This window comes from Rummeliibacillus stabekisii (genome assembly GCF_007988965.1).
GTDB lineage: Bacteria > Bacillota > Bacilli > Bacillales_A > Planococcaceae > Rummeliibacillus > Rummeliibacillus stabekisii.
This window is the reverse complement of sequence record NZ_BJVD01000004.1, coordinates 100,083-120,784: the sequence shown is the minus strand read 5'-3', so window position 1 is coordinate 120,784 and position 20,702 is coordinate 100,083. Positions and strand designations below refer to the sequence as shown.

Genomic DNA, 20,702 nt, shown 5'->3' with positions numbered 1-20,702 from the left:
GAAGAGCGAAACGCTCTTCTCTTATTTTTTCTTCTTGCTACGGCGTTTTTGTTGTTTCTTGGCAATGCCTTCATAGTACGCTTTTTTGCCGCCAGATTTTCCTGAGGCTTTGCGCTCTTGCTTGCGGGTTTTGCCATTCACTTTTGCGCCGCTTGGCTGATATTTGTCTTTCTTGTTTCTGCCTTTTTCTCTGCCATGCTCTCCGCTTTTTGATTTCGCGCGAATCACTACAGGAGCTTGTTTTCTCGTACGGCGTTTTGCCTCTGGCATGCCGACGATTTCAAAGTCGATCGCTGATTCTTCAACGTTTACTTCTAAAACGCTGATTTCGACTTCATCCCCGATATGGAAGATGCGGCCAGTTCGTTCGCCGACCATGATCATTTGGCGATCATCAAAGTTATAATAATCATCCGTCATATTGCTGATATGCACAAGGCCTTCGACAGTATTTTCAAGTTCGATAAACATACCGAAGTTTGTAATCGAGCTGACGATACCTGTAAACTTCTCGCCAATCTTATCTGCCATGTATTGTGCTTTTTTGAGCGATTCTGTATCGCGTTCTGCATCAACTGCACGGCGTTCTCGGCTAGATGTATGCTCTGCTATTTCATCCATCTGTCCGCCCCAGTAGCTGACTGTTTCACGGCTTCTATCATTATTGATCAGATAAGTACGCAGCAATCTGTGGACGATTAAGTCAGGATAACGTCTGATTGGTGACGTGAAGTGCGTGTAGTATTCCGTTGATAAACCAAAGTGGCCTAGACATTCAGGGCTGTATTTGGCTTGTTGCATGGAACGAAGCATCATCGTTGAAATCACTGGATATTCCGGCATATCTTTCACAGACTCAAGGATTTCCTGTAGTGCTCTTGGCTCTACTGTATTCCCTGTACCGCGAACGATTAAGCCAAAGTTCGTGATAAATTCGAAGAAGCGTTGTAATTTCTCTGGTTTAGGGTCTTCGTGAATTCGGTAGATGAACGGCAAATTCATGCGGTCAATATGCTCTGCTACTGTTTCATTGGCAACAAGCATGAACTCTTCAATCAAGCGCTCAGCGACTGTACGTTCACGTAACAGAATATCCGTTGGCCAGCCTTCTTCATCCACTGTGACATATGATTCTTTGAAGTCAAAGTCCACTGCTCCGCGATTCATACGACGGTTATTAAGGATTTTGGCTAAGTCTCTCATATCTTCAAACATTGGGACAAGATCTGCATAGCGTTCTTTTAATTCTTCATCATTTTCTTCCAGAATCTTATACACATTCGTGTATGTCATACGTTCTCTCGTTTTGATGACACTTTGGAAGATCTCATGGTCAATCACTTCACCTTTTTTATTGATCGTCATTTCGCATGAAAGCGCTAGTCGATCCACTTGCGGGTTCAGTGAACAAATCCCATTAGACAAACGGTGTGGAATCATTGGAATCACGCGGTCTGTTAAATAAACACTTGTTGCGCGGTCATATGCTTCCCGGTCTAAAGCTGAGCCATCCTGCACATAATAACTGACGTCGGCAATATGAACGCCTAAGCGGTATGTGCCATCATCGTTTTTCGTTACAGTTACGGCGTCATCCAAGTCCTTCGCTGTTTCACCATCAATCGTAACAATCATTTGATCGCGCAAATCGCGGCGGCCTTCACGGTCTTTGTCTGAGATTTCCTCCGGTACAGCCTTCGCTGCATCTAATACTTCCTGCGGGAAATCCACTGTAATGTCATGCTTGTGGATAATCGATAGGATATCAACGCCTGGGTCGTTTTTATGGCCTAATATTTTAGTAATCATCCCTGTGGCAGAACGATTATCTTCTGGCCATTCGATGATTTCAGCCACTACTTTATGGCCATCCATCGCACCTAGCGTATGGTTCTTCGAAATAAACAGGTCCATTGGCAATTTTTTCTCATCTGGTACGACAAAGCCAAATCCTTTATTCGCTTGGAATGTACCAACTACCTTCGTGATACCACGCTCCAAAATTTTCACAATCGAACCCTCGCGGCGATCACCTGACGAATTTGAAGAAATGCGTATTAGCACGGTATCTCCATTGACAGCACCGTTGATGTCGCTTGGCGGGATAAACACATCATCCATGCCTTCTTCAACTGGTGCGACAAACCCAAATCCTTTTGCATGGCCGATAAACTTCCCTTGCAGGTAGTTCATGCGTTCAGGCATGCCGTAACGATTGGTTCTTGTACGTACAATCATTCCTTGCTGTTCTAGTTGAACGAGCGTTTTGACAAGTTCTTTGAAGTCCACTGCATCCTGCAAGCCGAGTTGTTCCTCTAGCTCTGAGACAGTCAGCGGCTTATAATCCTCGTCTTTCATTAATTCTAATAATTTTTTTTCAAATACTGATTCTGTATTCATCGTTCTTCCCTCCTTTAAGTAGCATTTGCAAAGTCACTTTTTTTACTCATACCAATCAAGCGTTTCTAAGAAATCTAGAATATCTTCTTGCAATTGTTTACGTTCTTTATCTAATGTAATGATATGCCCTGACTCTTCGTACCAATTGATTTTTTTATCATTTGATTCTACAGTCTCAAAAATATACGGTGCAGATTGGACATCAATCACGTTATCTTTCCTACCTTGCACCACTAAAATTGGCGCATATACTTCATCTACGTGTTCGCGCACATCATATACGAGTTCACGCAATTCCTTTAAGGAAGGCATTCCTTGTTCTTTTAGATAGTCTATTCTTTTTTGTGCCGCTTCATCATTTTTTTCAAAATAACGATTGAATCGTTCCGCGTATTGAAGCACACCTTTAAACATCAAATCGGTCGTCTTCATACTCATCGGGGCACACATAGTCACAATTCCCTTAACCGGAAAAGAATAACCTAATTTTAACGAAAAAACGCCTCCAAGAGACAATCCTGCCACAGCAATTTCCTTGTAGCCTGCATCCAACAATGTGTGATAGGCATCCAGTACACTTTGCCACCACTCATCTGGATTGGTATGTATTAGTTCTTCCGGCGGTACGCCATGTCCTTTGTATTGAGGCGCAAGTGATGTGTAGCCGTTCTCTTCCAAGTATCGGCCAAGCATCCGTACATCCGCTGAATTCCCTGTAAAGCCATGCAATAGTAATACGGCGCGTGGGCCTGCTTCGAAAAAGAATGGTTCTGGTAATACGATTTTCATTAAGCGTCCACTCCTTCTAATCATTCATCTGCTAGCGCAAATCGCACTCTATTCCACTAATTATAAGCTAAATATGTAAAAACGCCTAACCATAAAGCGGCTAGGCGAATTTATGCATTAAATTTTCGCAATGGCGATGGCTAAAATAAAGAATAAAACAGCTAACACGACTGTTATACGTGCAAGGATTAGATCCATTCCGCGTGCTTTTTGTTTACCGAAAAGCTGCTCTGCGCCACCAGAAAGTGCTGAAAGCCCTTCGCTTTTGCTTGATTGTAGCAACACGAGAATAATCAAACCTAAAGATACAATTAGAAGAAGCGTCATTATGACTGTATGCATAGAAAGTTCCACCTCCAGATAAAACATCACGACAGTTTTGGCTGTATGTAATGCAAACTAAGTTTTTGAAGACTATGTTTTGATAATTTAGGATCAACACCAAAAGCTATGCCTACTGGAAAACGAAACACTATTCCGGTCATGTTGTATGAATCATCGGTGAGAACCTATAGTTATCTTTTATTTTAACATTCTTCTATAGCTTTTACGACAAAAAAGTAAAAATTTGAAGTGCCATTGCTAGATTTTTTGATTGAAAATTTAAAAATTAGAAGTTTGCCCTAATTATTGATCCGAGAATAGAGAACTCATAAGCTCACTAAAGTTTCCAAGCTGATTATATACAGAGTGAATTTGGAAGCCAATAAACAGGAGTGCTAAAAAAATCAGGAATAATAAGATGTTCGTTATGACATGTTGTTTGGTCATAGTTTATCTCCCTTCACAAAAGGTTATGCTGTGGCTGATTGATTGACATGAATTGAGTGATACTTACCTAATGCTGCCGTTCGCTCACCCATGCTAAATTCAGTACATACCTTTCAACAAACATGCGCTTATCCTTGTATTAGGATAGCGCATGTTTGGAGAGATTAATATATTAGCTATGCTTACTACTATCACTGTTTGGCTGCCCCAATACTTCTTTCGCAATTAGTCGATAGGATTGAATTCGCTCCTCTGGAGAATATACAATGGTATTGATCATGAATTCGTCTGCTCCATACATTGTTTGCAATTCATCTAATTTCTGTTTCACTTCATGCGGATTACCAATGATCATGTTTTGTCTCGTACTATTTAGCGATTCCGTTTCTTTTTCCGTCAGCTGATATTGCTTCGCTTCTTGAATGGAAGGAACACCCTGCAGCCCTTCTCCTTTGTCTTTTTGCAAAGACCAGATGAGAGAGCTTAGTGCCATTTCTTCTGCCTTTTCAGTACTCTCAGCGCAAATCGCAGAGACGGTGACGATGACTTGTGGCGTTTGCCCTTCTTTGCGTGGTATAAAGGCTTCCCTATATTCTTTGACGATTGGTGCACCCTCATTGTCACTCATAAAATGGCCGAATGTATAGGCCATGCCATTCTCTGCTGCGAGCAATGCGCTTTTTTTACTTGTACCAAGAAGCCAAGGTACTGGCGGATGTTCAGGTAAAGGAGATGCAGAGATTTTGGAGTATTCCGCTTCCGCTGGGAAGTCGTCGTCTAAGAAATGAAGTAACTCCTTCACCGCGGTAGGAAATTTATAAACACTTTGCAAATAGTTATCGGACAATGCATTCGTCGCTTCTGCTGATCCTCCTGGAGCACGTCCTAACCCGAGGTCAATGCGATTTGGAAATAATGTGGCTAGCATATGAAAGGTTTCTGCCACCTTAAAAGGCCGATAGAAAGGCAATAAGATTGCTCCAGCACCAATGCGAATATGTTGTGTGTGAGCGCCAATGTAGCTTAGCATCACTTCGGGCGAAGAGCATGCAAGCCCAGGCAGATCGTGATGTTCGGAAATCCAGTATCGCGTATAACCTAGCTTTTCTCCTGCTTTTGCTAAATTCATTGATTCATTCAATGCGTTGTGTGGAGTTTGATTTGAAGAAATAGGTGATTGGTCTAGTATGCTTAACCTCATTTCAGCTCAATCCTTTACTTCTAACAGAGTCAATTTATACTGTCCTACTTCCCCTTTGTTATACAGGTTTGTAATAGAAGTGGAATAGTTATGGATAGTCCCCCGAAAAGCTAAATCTTTCTCCGGTATCTTTACATCAAACGTTCCTTTATATAGCAGTGTTGCTACATCATGATATTCTTCACTTGTCACATCAAACTCAACTGCCACTTTATATAATCCATTTACTTTTTCTTCTTCATAATTAGTTAATTGTATCGTTCTATCGTCTAAAATCATTTTACTGATCAATTCAATCACTCCTATTTTTAGTTTCGGATGTTTTATTCCTCATCTTAACAGAGAGTAAATTCCTTCTCCCTATAATAAAAGCCTCCCACAAATGATAGGAGGCTGTAAAGAAATATGTACTAAGAAAAATCTTTGATTGATTTTTTAGCTTTTAGAGAGATTTAAAAACGTATATTGCCTTCTGTAAACTCTATTTCAATTAATCATTTGGAAGATTAATTTGCCACGATACACCAAATTTATCATTCACCCAGCCAAACTTCTTACTAAAACCATAGTTGTCTAGTGGCATTAACGCTTCTCCATCTGCAAGTAGATTTTCATAAAGATATGTCAGCTCGTCTTCCGAATCACACGTAATGAAGATAGAGAATGAGGGTGTAAAAGTAAAATTGTGGACAGGCGCACTATCAATGCACATGAACTCCTGTCCCTTTAATGAAAATAATGCCTGCATCACGGTTCCCTCTTCCCCATTTTCGCCTGGGCCATACCGAACAATACTTTTAATGGAGGAATCCTCAATAAGTGAAGTGTAGTAATTCATTGCTTTCTCTGCTTTGCCACCTTGGAACATTAAGAATGGAGTTACCTTTTCCATTTAGATCAACCTCGCTTTGTAATTAGTTTCATACTGCTTAACCCCTATTGCTTCTTAAAAAGACAATAAGCTATCTTTCGCCACTATAAATAAAAAAACCTCCTATAAAAATATAGGAGGCTTTTAATAATCGTTCTATTATTTTTTCAAGTTATAGAATGATTTAATACCGTTGTATTGAGATGTACCAGCCAATTGATCTTCGATGCGAAGTAATTGGTTGTATTTCGCAACACGGTCTGTACGAGATGGTGCGCCTGTTTTGATTTGACCCGCATTTGTTGCTACAGCAATGTCAGCGATTGTTGTATCTTCAGATTCGCCTGAACGGTGAGAAATGATAGCTGTGTAGCCAGCACGTTTCGCCATTTCAATCGCATCTAAAGTTTCTGTCAATGTACCGATTTGGTTTACTTTGATTAGGATTGAGTTGCCTACGCCTTCTTCAATACCGCGAGACAATTTTTTCGTATTCGTAACGAATAGATCGTCACCTACTAATTGAACGCGGTTGCCGATGCGTTCAGTCAACATTTTGTGACCTTCCCAGTCGTTTTCATCAAGACCATCTTCAATTGAGATGATTGGATATTTAGATGTTAATTCTTCATACCATGCAACCATTTCTTCTGATGTTTTTGTCACACCTTCACCAGCTAAGTGATATTTGTTGTCTTCGTCTGAATATAGCTCAGATGATGCAACGTCCATCGCAAGCATTACTTCTTCGCCTGGTTTGTAGCCAGCGCGTTCAATCGCAGTCACGATTGTAGATAATGCTTCTTCATTTGAAGAAAGGTTTGGTGCAAAGCCGCCTTCATCACCTACGGATGTGCTGTAGTTTGATTCTTTCAAGACTGCTTTCAAGGAATGGAAGATTTCAGCACCCATGCGTAATGCGTGGCGGAATGATTCAGCGCCAACAGGCATAACCATGAATTCTTGAATATCCACATTATTGTCCGCGTGTTCTCCACCGTTTACAATGTTCATCATTGGTACTGGCAATTGTTTTGCATTCACGCCGCCGATGTATTGGTATAGAGGCATATCAAGGTAATCTGCTGCTGCGTGTGCTACAGCTAGAGACACGCCTAGGATTGCGTTCGCGCCTAATTTACCTTTGTTTTCTGTACCGTCTAAAGCGATCATGTGCTCATCCACAGATACTTGGTCAAGCACTGAATAATTACCGATTAGTTCTGGTGCAATGATGTTGTTTACGTTGTCTACAGCTTTTAAAACACCTTTGCCAAGGTAGCGGCTTTTGTCGCCATCGCGCAATTCTACTGCTTCATATTCCCCTGTAGATGCGCCAGATGGAACGATTGCACGTCCGAAGGCGCCTGATTCTGTAAATACTTCTACTTCTACTGTTGGGTTACCGCGTGAATCTAATACTTCACGAGCTTGTACGTCTGTAATAATTGGCATTTTTTTACTCTCCTTGGTTTTAAAATAATGGTTTTCCTGTCATCTCAAGTGGTTGGTCCACTCCTAGTAATTTTAACATGGTCGGAGCCAAATCTGCCAAAATTCCGCCACTTCTTACAACAATATTTTCTTTTGTCACAATCACAGGGACTGGATTTGTTGTGTGGGCTGTCATTGGCATGCCTTCTAGCGTTACCACTTCATCTGAATTACCGTGATCTGCTGTGATAATCGCAGCGCCACCTTTGGCAAGAAGTGCATCCACTACTCGTCCTAAGCATTCATCCACAGCTTCAATGGCTTTGATTGTCGGCTCAAGCATACCACTATGACCGACCATATCTGGATTGGCGAAATTCAAGATGATGCCGTCAAAACGATCCGCTTCAATTGCTTCTACCAATGCGTCTGTTACCTCATAAGCGCTCATTTCAGGTTTCAAATCATATGTCGCTACTTTTGGTGAGTTGATTAAAATCCGTTCTTCCAGGCCGAATTTCTCTTCTCGACCGCCGCTCATAAAGAATGTAACATGCGGATATTTCTCTGTTTCCGCAATACGCAGTTGGCGTAGGTTGTTGTTAGACAATACTTCACCAATCGTATTTTTCAAATCGATGCTATGGAATGCTACTTCAGCAAGTACTGTATCGCTATAATGCGTGAAAGAAACAAATTTCAAGTTTTCAGGATGATTTTTGCTTCGTTCAAAGCCGTCAAACAACGGATTTGTTAGCGCTGTTGAAAGCTCAATCGCACGGTCTGGACGGAAGTTAAAGAAAATCACCGCGTCATTGTCTTCAATGGTTGCGACAGGTTGTCCTTCTTTTTTAATCACGAATGGCACTACGAATTCATCTGTGACATCGTTTTTATAAGAAGCTTCTACACCTGCAACAGCAGATTCTGCTTCGACGCCTTCTCCATCCACTAATGCTTCGTAGACTTTTTCTTCACGGTCCCAGCGGTTGTCGCGGTCCATTGCATAATAACGACCACTAATCGTTGCGAACTCGCCGACACCGATTTCAGCCATTTGGCGTTCTGTTTCCATCACGTATGTGACAGCTGTTTTCGGGCCCACGTCACGGCCATCAAGGAAACCATGGACGTATACTTCATTGATCCCTTGGTCTTTGGCTAATTTCAGCAAAGCGAATAGATGTTCATAATGGCTGTGTACGCCGCCATCTGATAACAGTCCCATGAGATGGAGTTTAGATTGCTTTTCTTTTGCAAAACTTATCGCATCTAAAAGTGCACTGTTTTCAAAGAAGTCGCCTTCTCGGATTGACTTATCAATTCTTGTAAGACTTTGATAAACAATTCGACCTGCACCAATATTTAAATGGCCGACCTCAGAGTTCCCCATTTGTCCTGCAGGAAGACCCACTGCTTCACCTGAAGCTGTCAGCATATTATGCGGAAATTGATTCCAATAACGCTCAAAGTTTGGTTTTTTCGCTTGTGCCACGGCATTCCCGAATACTTCATCACGGAAGCCGAAGCCATCAAGAATAATTAATGCTACTGGTCTGTTAGGCATTTGCACCCGCCTCCAATAATTGCAAATAAGAATCTGGCTCTAAACTTGCACCGCCGACTAACGCACCGTCGATATGTTCCATTGAAAGCAATTCTTTGATGTTTGCAGGTTTTACACTACCACCATATTGAATGCGAACTGCTTCTGCAGCTTCTTCACCAGCGATGTCTGCAACTGTTTTACGGATTCCTTCACATACTGTGTTGGCATCTTCTGAAGTAGCTGTTTTACCTGTACCGATTGCCCAGATTGGTTCATACGCAATCACAGTTTTAGCGACTTGGTCTTTTGTAAGACCTTTTAATGCAGCTCCAACTTGTGATGACACTTTCACCATCGTATGGCTTTTTTCCCGGTCATCCAATGTTTCACCAACGCAAATGATTGGTGTCATGCCATGTTCAAATGCAGCATGCACTTTTTTATTGACGCTTTCATCTGTTTCATTATTGTATTCACGGCGCTCTGAGTGCCCTAAAATCACATAGTTTACTTTCAAATCTTCTAATTGGGCTGGACTAATTTCGCCTGTAAATGCACCTTCATTTTCAAAATGCATCGTTTGAGCACCAATCTCAAGTGCTGAACCCTCTGCCTCTTTTACAAGTGATGGCAAGAATAATGCTGGTGCGCAGATTACTGCGTCTACCTTTGTACTCTCAGGAATGGATGTTTTTACTTCTTGTACGAACTCCACAGCTTGCGATAAAGTTTTATACATCTTCCAGTTACCTGCAATAATTGGTTTTCTCACACTAATCGTCCTCCAATTTGTTTTTACTATTTATCATTTAGCGCTACAACGCCTGGCAATTCCTTGCCTTCCATAAATTCTAATGATGCACCGCCACCTGTTGAGATATGGTCCATCTGATCTGCTACATGGAATTTTTCAACAGCTGCAGCAGAATCACCGCCGCCGATAATTGTATAGCCGTTTGTCTCTGCCATAGCTTTGGCTACGCCTTTTGTGCCGTTTGCAAATTTGTCCATTTCAAAGACACCCATTGGCCCATTCCACATAATCAGCTTCGAATTTTTGATTACGTCTGCATATTCTTCAACTGTTTTCGGTCCAATATCTAGTCCCATCCAATCGCTTGGGATCTGGTCAATGTCGACAACCTTTGTTTCTGCATCCTTCGAAAATTCGTTTGCTACCACAGCATCTACAGGCATATGTAATTTCACACCTTTTTCAGCTGCTTTTTCGATAAATGATTTAGCTAACTCAATCTTATCTTCCTCTAACAATGAAGTGCCGATTTCATAGCCCTGTGCTTTGATGAATGTGTATGAAAGACCACCGCCAATAATTAAATGATCTACTTTTTCAAGAAGATTTTCAATTACGCCGATTTTATCTTTTACTTTCGCACCACCGATGATTGCTGTGAAAGGACGTTCAGGATTAGATAAAGCTTTGCCTAATACCTCTAATTCCTTCTCCATTAACAATCCGCTTACGGCTGGCAAGTATTTCGCAATACCTTCAGTAGATGCGTGTGCGCGGTGAGCAGCGCCGAATGCGTCATTCACATAAACATCTGCTAACTTCGCAAAGCTTTCTGCAAGTGCTGGATCATTCTTTTCTTCGCCTTTATGGAAGCGAACATTCTCAAGTAAGATAACGTCGCCATCTTGCATAGCTTCTACTGCTTTCTCAACAGTTTCGCCAATAGACTCATCTAATTTTTGAACGTTTTTGCCTAGTAATTCAGAAAGACGTTCGCCAACAGCTGTTAGACGGAATTCGTCTTTTACTTCGCCTTTTGGGCGACCCAAATGGCTTGCTAAAATAACTTTTGCACCTTTTTCTACTAAAGCTTGAATCGTTGGTAATGCTGCTTTAATACGTGTTTCATCTGTGATTTTACCGTCTTCCATTGGTACGTTGAAATCAACTCGGACAAATACGCGTTTCCCTTGTACTTCTACATCATTCATTGTCTTTTTTTGATTCATTTTGCCAATCCTCCAATTATCAAATGATTGAATAAAGCGCTTACTACATTCGCAAAAAAAGGAGAAGTCAGATAATACGCTTCTCCTTTTTTGCCATAATCCATTATAAGTGAAACTTGACACAAAGGGGATATTTTTTATCTCCTTGTCTTTCGTTTCGATAATTTGCACATATACGGGCAGTTGTCTCCCACTAGTTTTTCTTGTTTATCTATAAGTTTGTAGTGGTTATGCTGCCCGTTCATGCAGGATTACGCACAGTGTCATTTGACGATTAGTTTGACTTAGAAGCCTTGTTTAGCCATGTATTCCGCTAAGTCCACTACGCGTGTAGAATAACCAGATTCATTATCATACCAAGCAAGTACTTTTACTAGGTTGCCTTCAAGCACCATTGTAGATAGGCTATCTACTGTAGATGAAGAAGTATTGCCGTTGTAATCGATTGATACAAGTGGTAATTCAGAGTAAGCCATTACGCCTTTTAGTTCATTTTCTGATGCATTTTTCAATGCGCTGTTGATTGATTCAGGTGTAGCATCTTTTTCTAACTCAACAACTAAGTCAACTAGAGATACGTTTGGTGTTGGGACACGAATCGCCATACCATCTAATTTGCCTTTTAATTGTGGCAATACTTTTGCTACTGCAACAGCTGCACCAGTTGTTGTTGGAATCATAGATTGCGCTGCTGCACGTGCACGGCGGTAATCTTTGTGCGGTAAATCCAAGATACGTTGGTCATTTGTATAAGAGTGGACAGTTGTCATCATGCCACGTTTAATACCAAATTGTTCATCCAACACTTTTGCCACTGGAGATAGGCAGTTTGTTGTACATGAAGCGTTTGATACAACTACATCTTCTTTTGCATTGTATTGATCATTGTTTACGCCCATTACGTATGTCGGCATGTCTTTACCAGGTGCAGAAACGATGACTCTTTTAGCGCCTGCTTCCACATGTTTATGAGCTGAATCATAATCAGTGAAACGACCTGTAGATTCTACAACGATATCTACATTCAAATCACCCCATGGAAGTTTTGCAGGATCTGTTTCAGCGTAAACGCGAACTTTTTTGCCATTTACAACTAGATCATCGCCTTCAGCAGAAACTTCTGCATCTAAAATACCGTGTACAGAATCATATTTTAGAAGGTGTGCAAGCATAGCTGAATCTGTTAAGTCATTTACTGCTACGATTTCGATATCTTGTCGTTTAAACGCTTCGCGGAATACCAATCGGCCAATACGTCCAAAACCATTAATCGCTAATTTTAAAGTCATTTTTATTTCCTCCAGTTAAATTGTTATTTTAGTAAGTGAAGCATTTCCTTCGCTGCGGCAGAATCTGTGACGAGAATCGTCTGATTTGCTCCCTGTTTAAAGTATGAAAGAATCGCTGCTGCTTTATTCTTCCCACCTGCTACCGCAATAATACTTTTACACCTATTTACTTGTTCGCGTTGGATCCCTACAGTTTGAATCCTTTGTACAGCTTTACCCGATTCGTCGAAGTAATAACCAAAAGCTTCACTGACAGCGCCATGCTCGAGAAGGTTACTTTTCTCTGTTTCTGTGGAATTTCGCCTTGACGCCATTTCGATCGCCGACCCGATGCCGTGAATAACAACATCTGTCCGATCATATAAATCAATCATCTCTTTGACCATTGGTTCTTCAATGATTGCTTTATAAGCTGTCTCGCTTAAATGCTCTGGCAAGTACAACGTACGATAGGCATTACCTGAGTTGTGGGCAAATGTCGCTGCAATCGTGTTGGCTTGTAGTCTCATATCATCGACGCCCATGCCGCCTCTTGCTGCGATAAAAGTCAAATTGTTCGGCTGGTCAGACGGGGTTACACTGTCTGCGATTGCAGCTAATGTACTTCCACCTGTCACAGCGATGATTTCCTTCTCTTTCGCAACCTTGCTCAGCACTTTGGCCGCTTCTAATCCAAGAAGGATTTTAATAGAAGGCGTTTCATTGATATCACCATCTACAATAAGCACTCTTTGTATGCATAATTTTTGAGTCAGTTGTTTTTCCATTACAGAAATGCCTGACCATTCATAGACAAGAGGCTTTAGAATCTCTAATACTTCTTTACCCGATTCGGATATTCTCATGCCGGAATGGCTTGCAATAATCAAGCCTTGTTCTCGCAGCAAATCCGTTTCTTTGCGGGCTTCTCTTTCTCCAACAGAAAGATTCTCTGCAAGACCTCTTCGGCCTACAGGACCCAACATATCAATCATTTGTAAAAAACGATAACGCGTATGAAGAAGTTCAGACATTTCCGGCATTATTTTTAATTGAGCTTCAGATACTGTAATAATGTCCTTTCTCTCTCCTCTCATACTAACGGGACTAATTTTGTCCCAGCACTTTAAAAAATGTCCCACTTACTACAAAAAAATTTACTTCCTGAAATAAGTATACATTTTGTGAACGTTACTTGCAAATTTTTGAACTATATAATGATTTTTCACCAGAAGATGCTCTTGCAAGAAAAATGTACCTGTTGATTTCTGTTCCAGACGGATGGCAAGCCTTCTCACTTTTCCTCCGCAGTCTTCTCTTATATTTATATGCAGAAGTGGGAATAGCTGATCTTCCGCGGACGAGCGACGATTTTCCTCACTGAGAGGTCTCGTCTGTCTCGCTTTCCCGCAGAAGTCTTCGCTATTCCCATTTCAATTGAGTGACTTATTCTATTGTAAAATCATTTCGATACGCTTATTCCTGTATACCTTCACGCAATGTTACATAATCAAGCTGGCCATACTGAATGATTTCATTGTTTTTCATGACGACAGGGATCATTAGCATATATTTCTCATGAATTTCTTCATCTTCTTCAATATTAATTTCATTGAGTTGGAAGGGAAAATCTTCACATACTAGCTTTAACAGCAATTTCCCTTCTTCACAAAGACCACAATTGGGCCTGCTGTAATACGTGATTTCCATAGTTATCCTCACTACATTCATTTTTTAAACTGTGTTACCATTTGCGGCCTGCACCGCCGCCTGCGGATGAGCCTCCGCCAAATCCGCCGAAGCCACCACTGCTACCTCCACCGGATGAGCCATTTCCAAATCCGCCGAAGTTTCCAAAGCCTCCAGGGAAGCTACTGTCATCAAAGCGTCCTCTTCCACCAGGTCCACCTGGGCCGCCTCCTCCGTTTCCTTTGGAGAAGAAAGAGAAAATGATGAGGCCGACAATAACTAAAATAATAATCGTTGTCGTCGAAAGACCGCCTTCCTCTTCTTCCGGTTTTTGAGGGTTATCTAACTGCCCGTTCCAATCATATTCTTTGGCTATTTCGTTATATACTTTGATGAAGACGGAACGAAATGCTTCATCGTAATTATCCTGGGCTAAATAAGGATACATGTAGTCATCAAGTATTCGTCCAATTTTGCCGTCTGGTAATGCGCCTTCAAGGCCTTGGCCGACTGAAATGTATGCATCCCGTTCTCCCTTTTTTTGTGCAAAGCTTGCAAATATTAATACGCCATTGTTTTTCTGCTTACTGCCGATTCCCCATTTGCGGATTACCTTGGTGCCATACTCTGGCGCCTCGTAGCCATTCAAGGTATCTGTTGTAAGAATGACAATAGAGGCACCTGTTGCTTTATTTAGTTTTTCCGCCAACGTATTTAATTCCTGCTGTGTGTCATCGGACAATTTATGCTCGAAATCCTGCACATATGGTGTGTCATCATAATAATCCATTTCAGGCAGTTGTCCCTTAGCCTGAGAGGTTGCTGAAAAACTTAGTAAGGCGATTAGCGCACAGACTGCCCCTAAAAGGAATCTGCGCTTTTTCATTGATTATCGTCTCCAAAATCAACAGTTGGTGCATTTTGTGCATTGGCACTTGCTTTAAAGTATTCCCGTTTATCGAAATTAAACATGCCTGCGACTAGACTTCCTGGGAACTTGCGTACAAGACCATTGTATTCTTTGACGCCTTCATTATAATCTTCACGCGCAACAGCTAATCGATTTTCTGTGCCTGCAAGTTCATCCATTAACTGGCGATAGTTTTTATCCGCTTTTAGGTCTGGATACTTTTCACTGATAACAAGCAATCGATTCAAATTGCCGGTTAATTCATCATTGGCATTCGCTTGGTCTTGCGGTGTTTTGGCTGATGCCAATCTTGCGCGAGAATCAGCGATGCTTTTCATTATGCTTTCCTCATGTTTCGCATATCCTTTTACTGTATTCACTAAGTTTGGAATCAAATCTACCCTTCTTTGCAATTGGTTCTCTACTTGTGCATATTTGGAATCCACTTGCTCATCCATCGAGACAAGCTTGTTATATCGTGGCACTAGCATCGCAGCGATGAGTGCAATTACAGCAATAATGATAATAATAGGTGCTAAAAGTTTCTTCAATTCATTCCCTCCTGTCTTCTTACTATATTATTTCTCCTTAATAAAAATTATAAAACATTCTTCTGGTTAGGTGTACCGAAACGGTTGGCGATTTTGAATGTATGGAAGCATTGAAGCAGTCCATACTATTTCTGCGTGAGAGCGCGAAAAAAAGGAGGTACTAATTTGACAAACCAACAAAACCAATCAAACGAAATGTATCATGTGGATTCAGCAAAGTACAACCATGGCGCACATGAAGTAATGGACATGCATGAAACATTATCAACTGTAATCGGCGGGTTAGACCAATGCGTATTGCTACGCGATCAAATTCAAGATCCTGAGCTACGCAACATGATGGACCGTCAATATCAATTCTGTGTTGACGAATACAATACCCTGGTGGAATGCTTCAAAACAGGACGTGATCCATCACAACCAACAGGCCATTATGAAATGACTGAAAACAATAAATTTACTTATGGCATTAAACCAGGCCAACCGAAAAAGCCAATTACACAAGCTAGCGAACTCAATGACGAGATGATTTCAGGCTATTTATTGAGCTCACATAAAGCTACTGCAACAGCTAAATTAGCTGCCTCTCTCGAAACAACAAACCCTGTTGTACGCCGCGTGTTAGCAGATTCAATCCCTAACTGCATTGAAATGGCGTACGAAGTCTCCATTTACCAAAACCGCAAAGGCTACTACCAAGTACCTCAATTATCATCACAAGATACGGTGACAATTACAAATTGCTACGACACTACAAGTAGTCAATTGCAATAAGGTGAAACTTCACGGGAGATAGGGATTTTCTTCAATCATCCGTCTTTAGTGAGTTGAGCAAATGTTACTCCCATTATGCGGGATAAAAACAGCATACAAAAAGCGCTTTTGGTATCATCACCAAAAGCGCTTTTTTCATGCTTATTTTTGTTCCATTTCTGGTTTGTTTATTTTATCTACACGTACACGTTTTAGGAATATTGATAGCACAAGAGCTACAGCAGAAATGATGGTTGCAACCATAAATGTATAGTTGATACCATCTAACAATGCTGTTTGTGTAATTTGGGCTTTCAATTTTGCTAATTGTTCCGCTGTTGGAGAAGAAGGTGTAATTCCTGCTTCAGCCGCTTTTTTAGCAGCTTTTACAGCTTTTGCTTTCGCTTCAGCTGCTAGTTCTGTTGCACTTGATTTGATGTGGTTATTCATAACAGTTACTAAAATCGCTGTACCGATTGCACCAGAAACTTGTTGAACAGTATTGTTGATCGCTGTACCATGTGGGTTTTTCAACATTGGCAAGCTGTTCAAACCGTTTGTCATAATCGGCATCATTACCATAGACATACCGAACATGCGGACGGTATAAACAGTAATAATATAAGTGTAAGATGAATCTACTTCTAATTTAGTTAAGAAATACGTAGCCACAGTTGTAATCGTTAAACCAATGAAAGCTAATATCCGTGGACCAAATTTATCAAATAGCTTACCTGTAATCGGAGACATGAATGCCATCACAATTGCACCTGGAAGCATCATTAATCCAGCGTGGAATGGCGAAATGCCGCGAACTTGTTGTACATAAGCTGGTGTTAAAATCATACCAGAGAACATCGCTACAGATACTACTGCTGAGATGATTGATGCTAATGCAAACATTGGATATTTGTAAATACGAAGATCTAAAAGCGGTTCTTCCATGCGAAGTTGCTTAAAGATAAAGATAATAAGCGCAATCGCTCCGATTGTAATCGTACCGTAAACAAGTGGATCGCTCCAGCCTTTATCACCGGCAGAACTAAAGCCGTATAAAAGGCCACCAAATCCGATTGTTGAGAATACTAGAGATAGATAATCTAGTGATACTTTTCTTGTATCCATTACGTTTTTCAATTTCCAGATACCAAACAAAAGACTTAGTACTGCAAATGGAATAATCATTTCAAAAAGCATACGCCATGAATGATGCTCGACAATATAACCAGATAATGTCGGACCGATTGCTGGCGCTGCGATCATTACTAAACCGAAGATACCCATAGCAGAACCACGTTTTTCAGCTGGGAAGCTGACAAGCATTACATTCATAAGAAGTGGTGACATTGCAGCAGAACCTGCAGCCTGTACCATACGACCTGCGATTAAAACACTAAAGTTTGGCGCTGCAGCGGCGATAATTGTACCAATCGTAAAGATAGACATCGCTGCAATAAACAAATGGCGGTTCTTAAAGCGAACGACAAAAAATGCGGATGCCGGTATTAACACACCGCTCACAAGCATATATCCTGTTGACAACCATTGAACTTGCGAGTAAGTAACATCGAAGTCTGTCATGATGGTCGGCAAGGCAACGTTCATTAAAGTATTATTTAAAAAAGAAACAAAAGCACCAACAAATAGAATAGCTATCATTCCATAAGGTGGTTTTTGTTGATTACTCATATTTTCCCCTCACTCTTCTTTATATCTCATTTTTATTGGATGTTTATTATTTTATACCGCTAGTTCACTTTTTTCAACTAAAAATTATTAACCTCTCAAAAACATTGATATGAAAGCGTTTTTGGTATAGACTACTGGTATAATTTAAAATCATTTATGACGAAAAGGTGACTAAATGAATACGCGAAAAAGAAAAGTTCTTGATGTGGCGAGGCAGCTTTTTATTGAAAAAGGCTTCAAAGAAACTTCTATAATGGACATTATCCAGGGAGCCCAGATTTCTAAAGGAACCTTCTATAACTATTTCCCTTCAAAAAACGATTGCCTCATCGCCATCTTGCGTGAAAGCCGAGAAGAAACGAGTATCCGACGCCATGAATTAATCTTCGGCCAGGATATAAAGGATATTGACATACTGGCTAAACAAATAGCCGTCTTGATGCAGATTAATCGTGAGCAAAATTTAATGCGAATTTTTGAATCTGTTTCAAATTCACAGGATGAATCATTACGAATGGCCCTAATGAGCCACCATCTCCAAGAACTTGAATGGCTAGCCAAAAGACTTGTCGAAGTATATGGTGATGAAATCAGCATTATGAGCTATGAATGTGCCATCCAAGTATTTGCGATGATTCAGCATACTCTCCGTATTTTAATTTTTGCAGAAGACCGCTATGTAGAGCCAGAAGCTATCATCAAAATGTCCCTTCGCAATATCGATGCTATTATCCCCCGTATGCTTGAAACGAAAGAAGTCATTATCGGTATTGAGACTATACATTTTATAAAGAATAATGTAGAACATCATATCATGAGTCAGGAGATGGTAACACAACAGCTTGATGGTTTCATTAAGGGATTAGGACCATGTGATTCCAAAAAGGGTCTGGAATATGCAAGCTATTTGTTAAGCGAATTAAGCGAATCGAATCCTAAATACTTCATTATCGAGGCGCTTTTAACACCGTTTCGTAAAGCTTTCGCCAAAACAACTCATGCAGCGGAAGCAAGGGAAATCGCCAACTATATTTGGCGGCTTGTCCGAATTGAACAGAACGACGAACAATTTTGAAACCAAGCAGTTCATTCATTTACCATTGGATGAACTGCTTGGTTTTAGTATTGTCTAAATTTGCATTAGGTACACGTTTATTTAAAATCATGTACCTATTTTTCAAGCGAAATTCTAAAATGTTGTACATCCGCCCTGCCCTTCATTTTTTTTATGAATATGCAATATAAGAGGGGAGGTGGAATAGTTGTTTAAGAAAAATCGTGAGGAGTTATACAGCCTTTCAAATCAATTTATTGAAATATTCATAGCGGATATTTTTTCAAAGAACAAAGTCAATATGGATGAAATTAGGGAAAAGGTGTCAGATGAGCAGCGGGAAAAATTAAAAAGTACTGTGAATCAACTAAAAGAGCAGGTCGAGGAGTTCCTTCAGTCACAAAACACAAAAAAAATTACTGAAAAAGAGACTAAGGAAGAGCCCTCAAGCCCACTTAGAGAAAAACTCAAGAAGACTAAAACAGATAATGAAGATAAGGAAAAGTAAAATTTATTCCTTACCCATGTTCTTTGTCTATACAAGAACAGTCATAAAAGCATCTACTATAAAAGGATGAAAGGAGGGGTGAAAAATGAATGAATATGAAGCTTCTCATAACAAATGGACTGCACATGATCAAAACATGGACCATCCGTGTGATCCTTGCCGCGATAACAACGGAGACATAGATAATAATGCCGCTGAAATAGCGGATATTGATCAATCCTCAAATGAGATTATTATTATCCGTGACTCTTGTGATATTACTGTGGAAACAACTGATACACAGGTAGCTGTTTCGCTACAGGCAGCTTTACAAGTTGCTATAGCTATTGTAGTTAATATTACAATCGCAGATAGTTCGCGTGCAGAAACGGTGACACAAGAGTTATTACAAAGAGCACAAATTCGTCAAGCGAATCGCCAAAAACTTGTCATCGTTAACTCCCGTTCTGTAAATGTAACAACAACAGATACAGACGTTGCAATTTCCCTACAATTACTACTTCAAATTCTAGTAGCTCTGGTTGCACAATTGGATATTCTATAGATAAAACAACTCCATACTTCCTATACAAAATAAAAAGACTGCAACCAATAGTTTACCTATGGTTGCAGTCTCTCTTATTATTTTAGCTCGTTGCGTTCCATAATGTGGTCGATCAAGCCGTAATCTTTGGCTTGTTCAGCGCTCATGTAATTATCACGATCTGTATCGCGCGCAATAACCTCAATTGGTTGGCCAGTGCGTTCAGATAAGATTGCATTTAATTTTTCGCGTGTTTTAAGAATATGTTTCGCAGCAATTTCAATTTCAGTTGCTTGCCCTTGTGCTCCACCTAAAGGTTGGTGAATCATCACTTCGCAGTTTGGCAATGCATAGCGCTTGCCTTTAGCGCCTGCTGTTAGCAAGAATGAGCCCATAGATGCACACATACCCATACCAACTGTTTGGACATCTGGTTTGATGAATTGCATTGTGTCATAGATTGCCATGCCTGCAGTAACGCTTCCGCCTGGAGAGTTGATATAAAGGAAGATATCTTTCTCAGGGTCTTCAGCTTCTAAGAATAGCAATTGTGAAACGATTGAGTTTGACACATTGTCGTCGATTGCACTGCCTAGCATGATGATACGGTCTTTCAATAAACGTGAATAAATATCGTAGGCACGTTCACCGCGGTTTGTTTGTTCAATAACTGTAGGTATTAAGTTCATAAGAAATAGCCTCCTCAATTAAAAAATAGAATACATAATGACATTTGCTGAGCTTCTTCTTCAGCTGTAC

Annotated in this window: 21 protein-coding genes; 4 read left to right on the top strand and 17 right to left on the bottom strand. The window is 40.5% G+C overall.

Translation table 11 applies throughout. The annotated features are described in order from the left end of the window. Positions 1–21 precede the first annotated feature (21 nt). The 15 genes from rnr to RST01_RS09645 form a co-directional block, all read right to left on the bottom strand. Entirely contained in the window at positions 22–2,400 is a 2,379-nt protein-coding gene (gene rnr / locus RST01_RS09715; RefSeq protein WP_147196327.1) for a ribonuclease R, read from the bottom strand. Between the two features lie 42 nt (positions 2,401–2,442). Continuing rightward, on the bottom strand, positions 2,443–3,189 hold the full coding sequence (locus tag RST01_RS09710; protein WP_147196325.1) for an alpha/beta hydrolase: 747 nt from the start codon (positions 3,187–3,189) through the stop codon (positions 2,443–2,445). Positions 3,190–3,306: 117 nt separating this feature from the next. Further along, positions 3,307–3,531: a preprotein translocase subunit SecG gene (gene secG, locus RST01_RS09705; RefSeq protein WP_147196323.1), complete on the bottom strand. Its 225-nt coding sequence runs from the start codon at positions 3,529–3,531 to the stop codon at positions 3,307–3,309. Positions 3,532–4,132: 601 nt separating this feature from the next. Beyond that, positions 4,133–5,161, bottom strand: a complete 1,029-nt coding sequence (locus RST01_RS09700) for an LLM class flavin-dependent oxidoreductase (RefSeq protein WP_147196321.1) — start codon at positions 5,159–5,161, stop codon at positions 4,133–4,135. Between the two features lie 6 nt (positions 5,162–5,167). After that, positions 5,168–5,452, bottom strand: coding sequence for a DUF3219 family protein (locus RST01_RS09695; protein ID WP_147196319.1), 285 nt, complete (start codon positions 5,450–5,452; stop codon positions 5,168–5,170). Positions 5,453–5,651: 199 nt separating this feature from the next. Beyond that, complete coding sequence (locus RST01_RS09690; RefSeq protein WP_147196317.1) at positions 5,652–6,053, bottom strand: VOC family protein; 402 nt, start codon at positions 6,051–6,053, stop codon at positions 5,652–5,654. 138 nt (positions 6,054–6,191) lie between these two features. Then, a complete protein-coding gene (eno, locus tag RST01_RS09685) occupies positions 6,192–7,487 on the bottom strand; it encodes a phosphopyruvate hydratase (protein WP_147196315.1) in 1,296 nt (431 codons plus the stop codon). A gap of 19 nt (positions 7,488–7,506) precedes the next feature. Beyond that, positions 7,507–9,033: a 2,3-bisphosphoglycerate-independent phosphoglycerate mutase gene (gpmI, locus tag RST01_RS09680; protein ID WP_147196313.1), complete on the bottom strand. Its 1,527-nt coding sequence runs from the start codon at positions 9,031–9,033 to the stop codon at positions 7,507–7,509. Next, positions 9,026–9,787: a triose-phosphate isomerase gene (gene tpiA, locus RST01_RS09675; protein ID WP_066789460.1), complete on the bottom strand. Its 762-nt coding sequence runs from the start codon at positions 9,785–9,787 to the stop codon at positions 9,026–9,028. The genes gpmI and tpiA overlap by 8 nt, the downstream gene beginning before the upstream one ends. A gap of 26 nt (positions 9,788–9,813) precedes the next feature. Next, the gene (locus tag RST01_RS09670; protein ID WP_147196311.1) at positions 9,814–10,998 is read right to left on the bottom strand and encodes a phosphoglycerate kinase; all 1,185 of its coding nucleotides are present in this window, start codon (positions 10,996–10,998) and stop codon (positions 9,814–9,816) included. A 284-nt stretch (positions 10,999–11,282) separates the two neighbouring features. Beyond that, a complete protein-coding gene (gene gap, locus RST01_RS09665; protein WP_066789465.1) occupies positions 11,283–12,287 on the bottom strand; it encodes a type I glyceraldehyde-3-phosphate dehydrogenase in 1,005 nt (334 codons plus the stop codon). A 23-nt stretch (positions 12,288–12,310) separates the two neighbouring features. Beyond that, positions 12,311–13,363 (bottom strand): sugar-binding transcriptional regulator, encoded by a 1,053-nt coding sequence (locus RST01_RS09660; protein ID WP_221297998.1) that lies wholly within the window; start codon positions 13,361–13,363, stop codon positions 12,311–12,313. Between the two features lie 379 nt (positions 13,364–13,742). Then, entirely contained in the window at positions 13,743–13,976 is a 234-nt protein-coding gene (locus tag RST01_RS09655; RefSeq protein WP_147196309.1) for a glutaredoxin family protein, read from the bottom strand. Between the two features lie 34 nt (positions 13,977–14,010). Continuing rightward, positions 14,011–14,841, bottom strand: a complete 831-nt coding sequence (locus RST01_RS16265; protein ID WP_256467865.1) for a TPM domain-containing protein — start codon at positions 14,839–14,841, stop codon at positions 14,011–14,013. Beyond that, positions 14,838–15,416, bottom strand: a complete 579-nt coding sequence (locus RST01_RS09645) for a LemA family protein (RefSeq protein WP_066789473.1) — start codon at positions 15,414–15,416, stop codon at positions 14,838–14,840. Before RST01_RS09645 ends, RST01_RS16265 begins: the two co-directional genes overlap by 4 nt. Positions 15,417–15,581: 165 nt before the next feature. Here RST01_RS09645 and RST01_RS09640 point away from each other — a divergent pair, with 165 nt between their 5' ends. Next, on the top strand, positions 15,582–16,190 hold the full coding sequence (locus RST01_RS09640) for a spore coat protein (RefSeq protein ID WP_371859441.1): 609 nt from the start codon (positions 15,582–15,584) through the stop codon (positions 16,188–16,190). A gap of 141 nt (positions 16,191–16,331) precedes the next feature. On the opposite strand, the gene RST01_RS09635 is transcribed toward RST01_RS09640, so the two are convergent. Then, entirely contained in the window at positions 16,332–17,858 is a 1,527-nt protein-coding gene (locus tag RST01_RS09635; RefSeq protein ID WP_147196307.1) for a DHA2 family efflux MFS transporter permease subunit, read from the bottom strand. A 175-nt stretch (positions 17,859–18,033) separates the two neighbouring features. Here RST01_RS09635 and RST01_RS09630 point away from each other — a divergent pair, with 175 nt between their 5' ends. The 3 genes from RST01_RS09630 to RST01_RS09620 all read left to right on the top strand — a co-directional run bounded on the left by RST01_RS09630 (position 18,034) and on the right by RST01_RS09620 (position 19,964). Beyond that, on the top strand, positions 18,034–18,933 hold the full coding sequence (locus RST01_RS09630) for a TetR/AcrR family transcriptional regulator (protein ID WP_066789477.1): 900 nt from the start codon (positions 18,034–18,036) through the stop codon (positions 18,931–18,933). Positions 18,934–19,120: 187 nt separating this feature from the next. Beyond that, positions 19,121–19,420: a hypothetical protein gene (locus tag RST01_RS09625; protein ID WP_147196305.1), complete on the top strand. Its 300-nt coding sequence runs from the start codon at positions 19,121–19,123 to the stop codon at positions 19,418–19,420. 85 nt (positions 19,421–19,505) lie between these two features. Further along, on the top strand, positions 19,506–19,964 hold the full coding sequence (locus tag RST01_RS09620; RefSeq protein ID WP_147196303.1) for a spore coat protein: 459 nt from the start codon (positions 19,506–19,508) through the stop codon (positions 19,962–19,964). A 77-nt stretch (positions 19,965–20,041) separates the two neighbouring features. On the opposite strand, the gene clpP is transcribed toward RST01_RS09620, so the two are convergent. Then, a complete protein-coding gene (clpP, locus tag RST01_RS09615; protein ID WP_066789483.1) occupies positions 20,042–20,632 on the bottom strand; it encodes an ATP-dependent Clp endopeptidase proteolytic subunit ClpP in 591 nt (196 codons plus the stop codon). Positions 20,633–20,702 lie beyond the last annotated feature (70 nt).